Source organism: Streptomyces sp. NPDC111516, from assembly GCF_055635345.1.
Map to the genome: position 1 here is coordinate 38,958 of NZ_JBVKBV010000018.1, position 13,384 is coordinate 52,341.

14 protein-coding genes are annotated in these 13,384 nt (G+C 69.0%); 10 read left to right on the forward strand and 4 right to left on the reverse strand.

Translation table 11 applies throughout. The features are described 5' to 3' along the window. Positions 1–42 precede the first annotated feature (42 nt). The 8 genes from fes (at position 43) to ACZ7L9_RS27710 (ending at position 8,301) form a co-directional block, all read left to right on the forward strand. Positions 43–1,317, forward strand: coding sequence for an enterochelin esterase (gene fes, locus ACZ7L9_RS27675; RefSeq protein WP_471419282.1), 1,275 nt, complete (start codon positions 43–45; stop codon positions 1,315–1,317). A 105-nt stretch (positions 1,318–1,422) separates the two neighbouring features. Then, the gene (gene leuB, locus ACZ7L9_RS27680) at positions 1,423–2,544 is read left to right on the forward strand and encodes a 3-isopropylmalate dehydrogenase (protein WP_471419284.1); all 1,122 of its coding nucleotides are present in this window, start codon (positions 1,423–1,425) and stop codon (positions 2,542–2,544) included. A gap of 93 nt (positions 2,545–2,637) precedes the next feature. Then, complete coding sequence (locus tag ACZ7L9_RS27685) at positions 2,638–4,083, forward strand: pyridoxal phosphate-dependent aminotransferase (protein WP_471419286.1); 1,446 nt, start codon at positions 2,638–2,640, stop codon at positions 4,081–4,083. Between the two features lie 48 nt (positions 4,084–4,131). Continuing rightward, positions 4,132–5,523 (forward strand): hypothetical protein, encoded by a 1,392-nt coding sequence (locus ACZ7L9_RS27690; RefSeq protein WP_471419287.1) that lies wholly within the window; start codon positions 4,132–4,134, stop codon positions 5,521–5,523. Positions 5,524–5,568: 45 nt separating this feature from the next. After that, positions 5,569–6,972, forward strand: a complete 1,404-nt coding sequence (leuC, locus tag ACZ7L9_RS27695; protein WP_471419289.1) for a 3-isopropylmalate dehydratase large subunit — start codon at positions 5,569–5,571, stop codon at positions 6,970–6,972. 20 nt (positions 6,973–6,992) lie between these two features. Then, positions 6,993–7,616: a 3-isopropylmalate dehydratase small subunit gene (gene leuD / locus ACZ7L9_RS27700; protein WP_471419291.1), complete on the forward strand. Its 624-nt coding sequence runs from the start codon at positions 6,993–6,995 to the stop codon at positions 7,614–7,616. Between the two features lie 48 nt (positions 7,617–7,664). Beyond that, positions 7,665–7,865: an MbtH family protein gene (locus ACZ7L9_RS27705; protein ID WP_471419293.1), complete on the forward strand. Its 201-nt coding sequence runs from the start codon at positions 7,665–7,667 to the stop codon at positions 7,863–7,865. 97 nt (positions 7,866–7,962) lie between these two features. Then, positions 7,963–8,301: a hypothetical protein gene (locus tag ACZ7L9_RS27710; RefSeq protein WP_471419295.1), complete on the forward strand. Its 339-nt coding sequence runs from the start codon at positions 7,963–7,965 to the stop codon at positions 8,299–8,301. Between the two features lie 138 nt (positions 8,302–8,439). On the opposite strand, the gene ACZ7L9_RS27715 is transcribed toward ACZ7L9_RS27710, so the two are convergent. Beyond that, positions 8,440–8,652 carry a hypothetical protein gene (locus tag ACZ7L9_RS27715; RefSeq protein WP_471419297.1) on the reverse strand — a complete coding sequence of 71 codons (213 nt, stop codon included), beginning with the start codon at positions 8,650–8,652 and terminating at the stop codon, positions 8,440–8,442. A 43-nt stretch (positions 8,653–8,695) separates the two neighbouring features. Further along, positions 8,696–8,920, reverse strand: a complete 225-nt coding sequence (locus ACZ7L9_RS27720) for a hypothetical protein (protein ID WP_471419299.1) — start codon at positions 8,918–8,920, stop codon at positions 8,696–8,698. A gap of 166 nt (positions 8,921–9,086) precedes the next feature. Here ACZ7L9_RS27720 and ACZ7L9_RS27725 point away from each other — a divergent pair, with 166 nt between their 5' ends. Continuing rightward, positions 9,087–9,746 (forward strand): dienelactone hydrolase family protein, encoded by a 660-nt coding sequence (locus ACZ7L9_RS27725; RefSeq protein ID WP_471419469.1) that lies wholly within the window; start codon positions 9,087–9,089, stop codon positions 9,744–9,746. Positions 9,747–9,818: 72 nt separating this feature from the next. Here ACZ7L9_RS27725 and ACZ7L9_RS27730 read toward each other — a convergent pair whose 3' ends face one another. Continuing rightward, positions 9,819–10,529: a polysaccharide deacetylase family protein gene (locus ACZ7L9_RS27730; RefSeq protein ID WP_471419471.1), complete on the reverse strand. Its 711-nt coding sequence runs from the start codon at positions 10,527–10,529 to the stop codon at positions 9,819–9,821. Between the two features lie 453 nt (positions 10,530–10,982). Then, positions 10,983–11,798 (reverse strand): SDR family NAD(P)-dependent oxidoreductase, encoded by an 816-nt coding sequence (locus ACZ7L9_RS27735; protein WP_471419301.1) that lies wholly within the window; start codon positions 11,796–11,798, stop codon positions 10,983–10,985. Between the two features lie 369 nt (positions 11,799–12,167). Here ACZ7L9_RS27735 and ACZ7L9_RS27740 point away from each other — a divergent pair, with 369 nt between their 5' ends. After that, positions 12,168–13,262: an MGDG synthase family glycosyltransferase gene (locus ACZ7L9_RS27740; protein WP_471419303.1), complete on the forward strand. Its 1,095-nt coding sequence runs from the start codon at positions 12,168–12,170 to the stop codon at positions 13,260–13,262. Positions 13,263–13,384: the final 122 nt, after the last annotated feature.

Here is a 13,384-nt window from a genome sequence, read left to right on the forward strand (position 1 = left end):
CGTTCATCCCGCCGCACCGGCCAGGCACAAGGAGAGAAGACCATGTTCGCTGCGGAGACATCCCTGGTGAGTCCCCGGATCGCCCGAGTGGCGGCGGCCGTCGAGGCCGGAGACCACGACGCAGTCGACGAGTTCTGGAAGGAGGCCGCTCAGTCCGGCAGCCCGCTGATGGAACAGGTCGGGGATGACGACTCCCGGACCCTGGTCACCTTCCTGTGGCGGGACCCGGGAGACACCGAGAACGTGATCGTGCTCTTCTGCAGCGCGCCGAGCGGCGACTTCAGTGAATTCCGGATGGAGCGACTGCCGGGCACCGATCTCTGGTACCGGTCCTACTTCTTGCCCTCCGAACTGCGGACGACCTACCTGCTGTCGGTCAACGACCCGATGGTGCCGTTCACTTCGTACGCGGAGGTGTTGCAGCGCCTCCCGCAGTACCGGACCGATCCGCTCAACCCCCGCGACTACACGCTCATGGGCAATCCGCACCAGTTCAAGGTGTCGGTGCTCGAACTGCCGGCAGCCCCGAAACAGCCGTGGAACATCCCGCGCCGCGGTGTCCCGAAGGGCGAGAGCAAGATGCACACGATGGACAGCTCCGTCCTGGGGACGCGCCACCACATCACCGTCCACGTGCCTCCCGGCTACACCCCTGACGGCGACGACTACAACGTCTTCCTGCTCTTCGACGGGTGGTCGTACTACAACTTCGCAGCCATCACGACCGTGCTGGACAACCTCCTGTACACCGGCCGGATCCCGCCTTACGTCCTGGTGATGCACACCAACGAGGACCAGGACGTCCGCGCCCGCGAGCTTCCCTGCCACGAGCCGTTCAGCGATTTCCTGACCCAGGACCTGATGCCCTGGGTCCACGAGAATTACCACATCAGCTCGGATCCCGCGCGCACCGTCGTCGGCGGCTCCTGCTTCGGCGGACTGGCCGCGGCGTACGCGGCATTCCGGTCACCCGAGAGGTTCGGGAACGTCATATCCCAGTCGGGGTCGTACTGGTGGCCGGGAAAGGGCGTTCCGGGCAGGGAGGAGGAATGGCTGACGCGGCGGTTCGAAGAATCCCCCGAACTACCCATCCGATTCTCCATGGACATCGGGAGCCTCGAACGCGCCATCGTCGACTACGACCCGATGACAACCCATCAGAACATGCGGGACGTCCTGGTCGAGAAGGGCTACGAGGTCGACTACCACGAATACCTGGGCGGCCACGACATGATCTGCTGGCGCGGCACCATCGTCGACCGGCTGCTCTCTTTCCACTCCGGACCGAAAGGGTCGCCGGCCGGACGGAAGCGGTGAGACGGAAGAAACGGGCGACGGGGAAATTCCCATCGAGCCGTCGGCCCCGGGCCGTTCGGCAATTCAGTACACGAGCACCGCGACCGCTTGCGAAAGGTGAGCCCGATGAGCAAAGCCACGATCACCGTGCTTCCGGGGGACGGCGTAGGCCCGGAGGTGACGGCCCAGGCCCTGAAGGTGCTGCGCGCCGTGGAAGAGAAGTACGGCCACGGCTTCACGGTCCATGAGCGCCGGGTCGGCCTGGACGCCATCGCGGCCGAAGGCGTCGCGATCTCGGAAACGACCTTCGAGACCTGCGCGCAGAGCGACGCGATCCTCTTCGGCGCGATCGGCAGCCTGCCGGCGGGGGAGGACCGCAGCGGCGGCCCCCGGCCGGAACAGGCACTGTTCCGCCTCCGCAAGGAGTTCGGCTTCTTCGCCAACCTGCGGCCGGTACGCCCCTTCGAGGCCCTGTACGGGGCGTCCTCGCTGAAACCCGAGCACCTCAAGGGCGCGGACATGATCTTCGTGCGGGAACTGTCGGCCGGGCTCTACTACGGGCGCCTGGAATCCGTGCCCGGCAAGCCCAGCGAGATCCGTCGCACGCAGCAGGGCACGGAAGCCGTCGACACCCTCCTGTACACCGAGGAGGAGATCGAGCGGGTCGTGCGGGCCGCGTTCGGGATCGCTCTCGACCGGGAGCGGAAGGTCACGTCGGTCGACAAGGCCAATGTGCTCAGCTCCTCGGTCCTGTGGCGGGAGGTCGTGGAGCGGGTGGCGGCCGACCACCCCACCGTGGCCTACGAGCACATGCTCGTCGACGCCTGCGCCATGCGGCTGATCAGGACCCCGTCGGACTTCGACGTCATCGTCACCGAGAACCTGTTCGGCGACATCCTCACCGACGAGGCGTCGATGCTCACGGGCTCCATCGGCATGCTGCCGTCGGCCAGCCTCGGGACCCGCCGCACGGTGGGCGGCATGTTCGGACTGTACGAGCCCATTCACGGCTCGGCCCCGGACATCGCCGGTCAGGACAAGGCCAACCCCGTCGGCGCGATTCTCTCCGCCGCGCTGCTGCTGCGGCACTCCCTCGGCCTGGCCCAGGAAGCCTCGGCCGTCGAGGAGGCGGTGGAGGCAGCGATCCGCGAGGGCTACCGGACGCCGGATCTCGCCGAGGGCGGACGCACCGTCGTCGGCACCGAGGAGATGGGCCGGCGAATCCTCGACCGGCTGCGGCAGCCCTGAACCTGCTGGGCCGCCTGCCCGACGGGGCGAGCACATCGGCCACCGCCGCACGCACGCACCGTTCGACGAACAGACGACTGGAGTTGCCCGCGCATGACGCCACAGAGTTCCGTCCCGGCAGGCCCGAGCGGCCTCGAAGAGCAGCGGCTGCTCGTCCGCCGGGCCCGCAAGGAGATGGTGCGGCGCCACCGGACCCGGCAGGGGGACACCGCGGAGCCGCCCATCCGGGTCATGGCCCGCCTCGTCGACGACCTGGAACGGGAATGCGCGGCCCGCCGGTTCGACCGCACCGCCACGCGGCTCGAGATCGTGAACCGGACGATCGGTGACGTCAACGTGCGGCTCATCACCGAGTGCGAGGGGGTGGAGGGGGGCCCAGGAGACTACCGGCTGCTGGGGGACGAACTCGGCATCGCGCTGCCGGGCGAGGACCTGAACGGCCACACCGCGTCCGGGAAGGGCTACCACTGGCTCCGGGACCGGATGACGGAGGCGGAGAGGCAGCTTCTCGCAGCCGGCTACGACCCGCGCATCTACGACATCCAAGGCGTCGGCAACCCGATCCTGCGCGGCTGGCTCGCGGCGGACATGCGGCAGTGGGGGGTGAGGGCCTGCGCGGAACAGGTGGCCCTCGGCCTGGGAGCGACGGACTGCATCGACAAGATCCTCCGGGGACTGGCGCACTTCGCCCTGCGCCGCTCCCAGCCGCCCGGCGCTGTCCTTTTCGCTGCTCCAGGCTTCAACATGCCGGAGCTGCAGGCCGTGACGTACGGGTATCGGCTGCACCGGGTGCGGACCCGGGCCGAGGAACAGTTCAAGCTGACCGACGCGCTGCTGGCCCGGCATCTGGACGAGAACCCGGACATTACTGTCGTCTACCTGACGGTGACGAACAACCCGACGACTCTGGCGTACACCGAGGACGAGCTCTCCGCACTCATGGAGGTCGTCCGGCGCTTCGCCGGCCAGGGGCGCCGCGTCCACGTACTCGCGGATCTCGCCTACATCGGCACAGGCCGCCCCGCCGAGGACGAGGCGCGCATGCGCGGTCTGGCCTCGGCCGCCGATGTGGCCGGCCAGATGATCTACGTGAACAGTTTCTCCAAGACCTACACGCTGACCGGGGACCGATTCGGCTGGGCCGTATTCGGTGACACCGATTTCTCCGTCGCCATGCGATCGAGCTGGATGAACAGTGTGAGCTGCCTGCCCGGGGAATGGCAGTTGCGCTTCATGGCCTATCACGCCCTCTTCCGTCAGAATCCCGAACTGATCGAAAAGATCCGCGGCCTCTACCGGCTGCGTCGTTCGCGGCTGCGCAGGCAACTGGAGCTGTTCGACGAGGAGTTTCGGCTCTTCGAGCGAATCCACGTCGACGACGACGCGACGATCTACAGCTGGAGCAGGCTCAGGGCAGGTGAAGACTGCTTCTCGGTCATCGAAAAGACCGGGATCGCCGGCATACCCGGTTCCACCTTCGGCTATTCCGACGACTACATCCGCTTCTCGGTCGGCATTCTTCCGGTTGTGATGGATTGACGAATCGTCGCGCCATCGAGACGACAGATCTTCCGACAAGGAGAGACCATGCAGAAGGACACGAACGGAACCGCAGCGAACCCGAGAAGGGACATCGACTCCATCGATGTCCCGGTGAACTTCAACTGGAACAGCGACGAGAGCCCGCTCTCGCCCATTCCGACGAGCATTCCCGGTGAGCCGCTCGCCGCCGAGGTCGCCGGAACCCAGATCCTCTCGGAGTGTCTGCGCGACGGTCTCCAGGGCATACCCGGCTACCCGACGGTCGACGACATGATGCGGTACCTGCATCTCCTCCACGGCTTCGGGATCAAGTACGCGACCGTCGGCATCTATCCGGGCAATGCCGACCGGCTCAACGCGACCATGAAGCAGCTGCTGGGGCGGATGCGGGACGAGCTTCCCGGCATCGTGCCCTCCGTGCTCTCCATGTGCACGGAGGAGTCGCTGAAGTGGACCGTCGAGTGCAGGGAGGTCCACCCGGCACTCGAATCCGTCGTCTTCATGGGCAGCGCGCCGTCCCGCCGCCTCGTCCAGGGCTGGGACCTGGACTTCATCCTGAACAAGCTGGAGACCTTCATCAAGAAGACCGTGGAGATGGGCATCCCCGTCGTCGCGGGTACCGAGCACACGTCGCAGACCTCCCCCGAGGACCTGCGGGCGATCACCCGGACACAGGTGGAGAGCGGCGCGTACATCGTCGCCATGGCCGACACCATCGGCGTCATCCGGCCGCTCGGCACCTACCGGCTCGTCCGCTTCATCCGTGCGGAGCTCGACGCCCTGGGCGTCCCGGAGATGCAGGTGGACTGGCACGGGCACCGCGACACCGGGAACGCCCTGGGCAACGCGATGGCGGCCGTCGCGGCCGGCGCCGGCCGCATCCACGTCGTGTCGCGCGGGGTCGGCGAGCGCTCCGGCAACGCCTCGCTGGAGGAGGTCGTCCTGAATCTCGCCGCGATCGAGGAGGAGGCCGGTCTGCCCGTCTCCTGGGACATGTCCCGGCTGCTCGAACTGATCACCTGCTACCAGAAGATGGTCGGCGTCCCGGCGCCGGAGCACGGGGTGCTCGGCCGGCGCTACAGCCATACCTCCTCCGGCATCCACACGGATGCCATCCTCAAGGCCCACCACCTGGCCGACCTGGCCCGGGAGGCGGACAACGGCGAACTGGAGGACAAGCTGCGGGACATGTCCCGCACGGTGTACTCCGCCGTCGACCCGGCCGCCGTCGGTGGCGTCCCGTCCGTGGCCGTCAGCCCGTGGAGCGGACAGAGCTCCGTGCGGCTCGCCTACATGCTGAGCGGGCGCGACCCCGGTGAGCTCTCCACGGAGATCGTCGAGGGCCTGCTCGCCCGCGCCAATGAGCTGGGCCGCGAACTGACTTCGCAGGAGCTCGAAGAGGGCTTCGCGAAGGCGCACGCCTCCCACGCAGCCTGAGCGTTCCTTCCCGTGACGACCCGCCCCCAGAGGAGAAACCGCACGATGCCACAGACGATGTTCGACAAGATCTGGGACGCACACGTGGTGCGCGACGAACCCGGTGAGATACCGATGCTGTACATCGACCGGCACCTCACGCACGAGGCGACCTCGCCGCAGGCCTTCGCCGGGCTGCGCGAGCGCAACCTTCCGGTGCACCGACCCGAGACCGTGGTCGCCGTGATCGACCACAACGTTCCCACGGTGCCGGGACGCCGGCTCATCGACGTCGTCGACAGCCAGAGCGTCATGTGCATCGAGACGATGGAGGAGAACGCCCGGGACTTCGGAGTGAAGCTCCTGGGCATGAACGACGCGGACCAGGGCATCGTGCACGTCATCGGTCCGGAACTGGGACTGTCACTGCCCGGCATGACGGTCGTCTGCGGCGACTCCCACACCTCCACGCACGGCGCCCTCGGCATCTTCGCCATGGGCATCGGCACCAGCGAGGTGGAGCACGTCCTGGCCACCCAGTGCCTGCTGCAACAGAAGCCCAGGACGATGAACATCAGGATCGACGGCACCCTGGCGCCCGGCGTGAGTGCGAAGGACATCGCTCTGGCCGTGATCCGCCGGCTCGGTACGGACGTCGGCACCAATCACGTCGTCGAGTTCAGCGGCTCGGCCGTGCGGTCGCTGACCATCGAGGGCCGCATGACGCTGTGCAACATGGCGATCGAGGCGGGGGCGCGGGCCGGCATGGTCGCCCCCGACGACGTCACGATCGAGTACGTGCGCGGCCGGCGCTTCGCCCCGTCGGGAGAGCTCTTCGAGCTCGCGGCCGAGCAGTGGAAGCAGTTGGCCGGCGACCCGGGCGCCCGCTTCGACGCGGAACACCACCTGAACGTCGACGACCTGGTACCGCAGGTCACGTGGGGCACCAACCCGGGCATGGTCGCCGACATCACGGGAACGATCCCGGACCCGGACGCCGAGAGCGACCCCGCGGTCCGTGCGGAAATGGAAAAGGCCCTGGAGTACATGGGACTGGAACCGGGTCAGCGTGTCCACGACATCAAGGTCGACACCGTCTTCATCGGGTCGTGCACGAACTCGCGGCTCGAGGACCTTCGACTGGCCGCCCAGTACGTCGCCGGGAAGCAGGTCGCGCCCGGTGTTCGCGCCATCGTCGTCCCCGGCTCCATGAGCGTTCGCCGCCAGGCCGAGGAGGAGGGGCTCGCGGACGTCTTCCGCGAGGCGGGCTTCGAGTGGCGTGAGCCCGGCTGCAGCATGTGCATCGCCATGAACGGAGACCGCCTCTCCGCGGGCGAGCGCTGCGCCTCGACGAGCAACCGCAATTTCGAGGGGCGCCAGGGCCGAGGAGGCCGCACCCACCTGGTCAGTCCGGTGACGGCGGCCGCAACGGCCGTGGCCGGCCGATTCGCCGACGTCCGCGACGCGTAGAGAACAGAGAAAGGACTTCCGTGGAGAAATTCATCACGCACCAGGGCACCGCTGTGCCGCTGATGCGGTCCAATGTGAACACGGACGACATCGTCCCCGCCCGGTTCCTCAAGTCGATTCACCGCACGGGCTTCGGCCGGCATCTGTTCGCGAACTGGCGCTACCTCGAGGACGGCCGCACGCCCAACCCGGAATTCCCGCTCAACGAGCCCCGCTACGACGGCGCCGGCATTCTCGTGGCGGGCGAGAACTTCGGCTGCGGCTCCTCCCGTGAGCACGCGCCCTGGTCGCTGCGGGAGTACGGCTTCCGGTGCGTCATCGCCCCGAGCTTCGCGGACATCTTCCACAACAACTGCTTCAACAGCAGCATCCTCCCCGTCCGACTGGAAGCGCCGGAAGTCGAGGCGATCTCCGAAGCCCTGACGAGCGGCGCGACACCGACGCTCCACATCGATCTGCCGGACCAGTCCGTGAGGACCGCGGACGGACGGCTCTTCCGCTTCGAGATCGATCCCTTCAAGAAGAACTCCATGATGGAGGGTCTGGACAACATCGGCTGGACCCTCTCCCACAAGGACCAGGTCCTCGCCTACGAGCAGCGACGCAAGCAGCAGACTCCCTGGCTCTTCACCCGGACCGCGTGACCCGACGCAGCGGACAGCATTCCCGACAGCAGAGGCTGGAGACCGTTCATGGAAACACATCAGATGAAGGTTCTCGTCAACGACGAGGACCAGTACTCCCTGTGGCCGATGTACCTCGCCGCCCCCGCCGGCTGGCGGGAGACGGGGACCGTCGGCTCGAAGGACGAGTGCCTCGCGTACGTGAAGGAGGTCTGGGTCGACATGCGCCCCAGGAGCCTGCGTCAGCAGATGGCGAAGTCGGCCGGCTGACCGGCCCGGCCCGCCGAAGTCCCACTCGTCCGAGGCCGCACGCGCCGAGAAGCCCGCAACGGTCAAGAACTTCACAACAGTCACAGAGGAGCCACTCATGGACGAACTCATCGAACGCCTCTCCGTCGCGGGGCAGAAGGTCGTGGTCGGCGGCCCTTCGCCCTCGGTCGAGGACTTTCAGCGGCGCATCACCGAGATGGGGTACGTCTTCATCAAGTTCCCCAACTCGCGCGGGGGCACGGACCTCGGCGTGCGCGTCGACGAAGCGGCCACCGATCTCGGGAGGGCGGACTTCGCGAACGGCACCGGTAGCGTGCACATCGATGGGACGCTGACGCTCAACACCGTGAAGGTGCGCTGCGTCACCGACATCGAACTGTCGTCGCTCAGCGGCACCGGACACCTGGTGGCGCTCGAAGAAGCGATCACCCGGTAGCTGTTGGCGCGGCGGGACGAGCCCACACGCTCGTCCCGCCGTTTCCGCTCCGGGGCTATGCGCGTTCGACCAGGTGCCCGGCCTCTGCCGTCGTAAGCAGGTACAGCCGGGGAAGGTTCCTGGCACCGCATGTCCGGATCATTCCGCTTCGTAGCAGTGGGCCCGGCCGTCGCGCCATTCGATCCAGGACGGGTCGTCGAGGAGGTGCTCAGCGTCGTAGACCCCGGCATGCCGGAGGAAAACGATCAGGTCGCGGTCGCTGTGAGCGAGGCCGGCGAGGCCACCGTTGATGGTGACCGCCCGGCCGCCCGTGCCCGGTGCCGGGCGGTGCACGACGATCGGAGCACCCATGCCCCCAGGGTGCGCCCGCTCGGCCGCTGACGCTCGCGGTGGATCAGTCGCTCTCATAGTGATGCGCTGCGGCGCCCTGCCACTGGACCACAGCTGGGTTCTTGAGAATCAGCTCGGGGTTCGCCAGCCCGGCGTCGGCGAGGAACACGACGAGCTCCTGATCGCTGTGTGCCATGCCGAGCTTCTCGTCGCGGCTGTTGACGTGCACGGTCACCAGTCGGCCGCCGGACGGCGTCGGTGCGTGGATGGTGATCGGTGGTGTCGCCATGACTCCAGGGTGGCTCGCGGCGACGGCTCGCGCGACCGTGGGAACACGGACCCGGAAGCGTGGGGGAGCGTGAGCGTACGACGTCGCACCCTGGACGCCGACGTCTTCGCTCCGTGCGCGGGCCGACCGCACCGCGGCGCACCCCGGGAAGGAGACGATGACAGTGGTGAAATCCGAAGCGGTTTCCATACCTGTTGACGGATCGGCGATCGTCGGTGACCTGGTGATTCCCGAGCAGGCCGCAGGGGTGGTGCTCTTCGCCCACGGCAGCGGCAGCTCGCGCCACAGCCCGCGCAACAGGGCCGTGGCCGCGACCCTGCGGGAGGCGGGACTGGGCACGCTGCTGCTGGACCTGCTGACCGAGCAGGAGGAGCGGATGGACGCGATGTCGGGGCAGTACCGCTTCGACATCGGCCTGCTCGGGCGACGCCTGGTGTCCGCGGTCGACTGGCTCGGCGACCGGCCGGCCACGACGGACCTGCCTCTTGGACTCTTCGGCGCGAGTACCGGGGCCGCCGCAGCCCTGGTGGCGGCAGCCGAGCGGCCTGGCCGTGTCCAGTCCGTCGTGTCCCGTGGCGGCCGCCCCGACCTGGCGGCCGAGGCGCTGAGCCAGGTGCGATCGCCCGTGCTGCTGATCGTGGGCGGCGACGACAGGCATGTACTGATGCTGAACCGGGAGGCGGCCGAGCAACTGCGTGTGCCGCACCGGCTCTACGTGATTCCCGGAGCCACACACTTGTTCGAGGAGGCTGGTGCCTTGGAAGACGTCGCGGATGCGGCGAGTCAGTGGTTCTTGCATCCGGGACAGGAGCAGGGGCGGCAATGAGAGCATCCGGGGCGGGAGCGCGGTCGGCGCGAAGGGACGGGACATGCACCGGATTCGTCGGGTCCGGCGCACTCAACCCGTCCGCCGGATCGGTGCCAGGCCGTGGTCGGCGAGCGGGCCGACGGTCAGCCCGGCCGTCCGCAAGCCGTTGATCAGTTCCGGTAGCGTCGCAAGTGCCGGTCGCCACTGGCACGATGCCGACAGATCGGCATCGTGCAGGAGGACCGTCCCGCCGCCGCGAAGCCCGCTGCGTACGGTCGTCAGAACGCCCTCGGCCGTCGCGCTCTTCGCCCATTCCCGCCCCCAGGCCGACCACAGCACCGGCCGCAGCCCGCACGCCAGGGCGGCGGTCCACCGGCCGCCGGTCAGGATTCCGTACGGTGGCCGGTACCACAACGGCCGGACGCCCGAGACCCTTCGCACCGCTTCGGCGGCACGGGAGACCTCGCGCAGGTCCCGGCCGGGGGCGGGAAGCCAGGGGCGGCTGTGTGTCCATCCGTGAACGGCGAGTTCGTGGCCGCGGCGGGCGATGGCGCGGCCGAGTTCCGGATGGCGCAGCAGACTCTCCCCGAGCACGAAGAAGGTGGCGCGGGTGGACAGCCGGTCCAGCGCGTCGAGGAAGAGCGGGGTGGAACGGGGGTCCGGGCCGTCGTCGAAGGTCAGGGCGACATGCCCGGGGTGGCCGAGGCCGGCCAGGGAGGGAAAGCACGTCCGGCGCAGCCCCGGCAGCCATGTGCCGGCCGGGGCTACATGAGCGGTCAGCACAAGCGCCGACACGGTCAGTGGGGCACGGAGCGCGGTGGGGATTCTGATGGGCCTGGGGTTCAACGGGCTTCCCGTCCCTTCGTCGTCAGCGGCCGTCGGCAGTCGGTCGGGCCGACTGTGCCGCATGGTCGTTCTCGTGGCATCCCAGTGACCCGCGACCGCCGGGGAGAGCGACAGCCCCACCGTGCCGGCAGCCACCAGGCACGCACCCAGCGTGGTCGGCAGCAGATGATCACCAGCGCGATCCGCTCGCCGAACAGTGCCCTCCCCAGCACCACGCTCACCAGCGCGTCCCCGAGGGTGAGCACCGGCTGGGAAGCGGCCGGAGTCCCGGCACGCAGAGCGCTCTGCAAGAGCAGCAGACTCAGCAGACCTGCTCCATGGTGGCCCGACGCTGCAGCACGGATGCCGCGCCATTGGCGAGAGCCGCCCACAACGCCAGTACCACGGCGAGGACGTTCATGTCGCGGATCAGCCGAAGCGGGCCGCGAGCCGGTGATAGAGCCCCGGGGCCACGGAGCGTACACACCCCGGCAAGCGCAGCCAGCCGGGGACGTACACCTCCTCACGGTCCGCCGTGAAGGCCTCCCAGACCGCCTCGGCGACGCGTTCCGGCGCCATCGGTCGGGGCCACGAACGGGCGTACGGCATCCCTCGGCGTTCAAAGAACGGTGTGTCCACCACACCCGGGACCATATGTGTGACGCGCACACCGGTGCCCTTCAATTCGTAGCGCAGGGCGTCCGCGAAGGCGGCAAGGGCAGCTTTCGCCGCCGAATAGACCGCCTCACCGCGGACACCGGTGGATCCCGCCACCGATCCGATCAGCATGATGTGTCCGCGCCCCGCCGCGAGCATGTGCGGCAGCAGCAGCCGTACCAGATGGACGACGGATACCAGATCCACGGTGAGGACCCGGTCGGCGGCGGCAGCCGGCATCGTGTGGAAGGAGCCCGCCCAGCCGACCCCTGCCGCCGCGACGAGAAGGTCCACCCGGCCGGCGGTGTCGAGGGCCTCCTCGACCAGTTGCTCCGTACTGTCGAGCGACATCAGGTCCGCGTACAGCGGCGTCGAGCACGTCGTCGCCGCGACCCCGTCGAGCCGCTGCCGGTCGCGCCCGCTCACCAGAAGCCGCCAGCCGCCTTCGGCCGCGATCCGCTGGGACACCGCGGCCCCGATACCCGAGGAGGCCCCCGTCACCAGGGCCACCCCGGCCCGGACGTCATGACCGTCCGACGCGCCGCCACCCGGCACGCCGCGGTGAGCGATGCACGGAACACGTGGCATGGCCTCTCCCTGTCTCAGTAGTGTGCGGCACGGTGGCCCGCCCCTCGGAGACCGCGGACGCGGGCATCGCGGTGTCGGGTCGGGTTAGGGGTAACCCGAGTGGGCTCCCGTAAAACCGTTGAAGCCCATACCTCACTGCACCGAACGCACCGACAGGATGGAAGAACCGGGTTCCACGCCCGTCCCGACGGATACTCCGAGGGCTGCCGATCTCAGAGGTGATCACGTGCCTGCCGCTCGTCCGACTGAGCTACCGGACCCGTGCGGACCCTTCCGCCGCCCGGAGGGCTCCCGCTGCTACCGGTGGAGGTCCCGTCGGAACGGCCCCGCACCGGACGGTGAGCAGGGAGTCCCGGGAGCGTACGGCCGATGAACACGTCGCCGGGACGCTTCCTGATCCTGAGCGCCGGCATGGGCTCCGGCCACCACGTGGTGGCCGGAGAACTGGCCCGCAGACTGGAGGCCGGCGGAGGGCGGACGACGACGGTCGATGTCCTTCACCTGCTGCCCCCGGGAATCGGCGGCGGACTGCGCTCCTTCTACCGGACTGCCATCTGCCACACGCCCGTGGTCTATTCCGCGCTGTACGCGGCCTTCTTCCGGACCGGAGGCGGCCCCCGGCCCGGCAGTTCCCCGTTGGCGGCCCTCGCGCAGCAACGTCTGCTCGACCTCGTCGCACAGCAGCGGCCGGACGTGGTCGTACCCGTCTTCCACCTCGCCGCCCAGCTCACCGGCGGACTCCGCGCCCGCGGTGCGCTCACGATCCCGAGCGCCGTCGTCATCACCGACTTCGCCGTTCACCGCCAATGGCTGCACCCGGGCAACGATCTCCATCTGTGCCTCACGTCCGATCTCGCACGTCAGGTCCGGCGAGCGGTACGGCGTCCGACGGTCGTATCCGGTGCCATGGTGGCACCCCGGTTCCACGCACCGGCTCCGACGGCGGCGGACTGGCGACGACGCCTCGACTCGCCGGGCCGGCCGCCCGTGCTGATCTCGACGGGGGCCTGGGGGGCCGGATCCCGCGTGGCCGGGACCGCGCGCCTGGTGGCTGCGGCGGGCTACATGCCGGTCGTGCTCTGCGGTACGAACACCCGGTTGCGCCGGGACCTGTCAGGCCTCGCCCATGTGCGCGCGGCGGGCTGGGTCGACGACATGCCGGGCCTCATGAGCGCCTCCCGCGCGCTCATCGACAACGCGGCAGGCCAAACGGCACTCGAAGCCATGGCCGCCGGAGTTCCGGTGGTCGGCTACCGGGCCATTCCGGGCCACGGCAAGGAGGGCGTTCGACGGATGGCGGAGCACGGTCTCACCGACTACGCGACGGACCCCCGGGCGCTGGTCCGTGCCCTGGACCGCCTTACCGCACCGGGTCCGGCGCGCGAACGGCGCGTCAGCGCGGCCCGCGGCCTGTTCTCCGGCGCGGGAGTGCTCCCCCTGCAGGCCCTGGCGCGACCGGCCTGAACCGATCGGCCCGGGCACCGTCCGGCTCCCGGTTCGCCGGCCCACCGCCTGCGCCTTCGGCGGCCCCGGCCTGTGCGATCTCCGCGAGTGTCTTTCGACTGGCACCGGGCGGGGAAGACGTA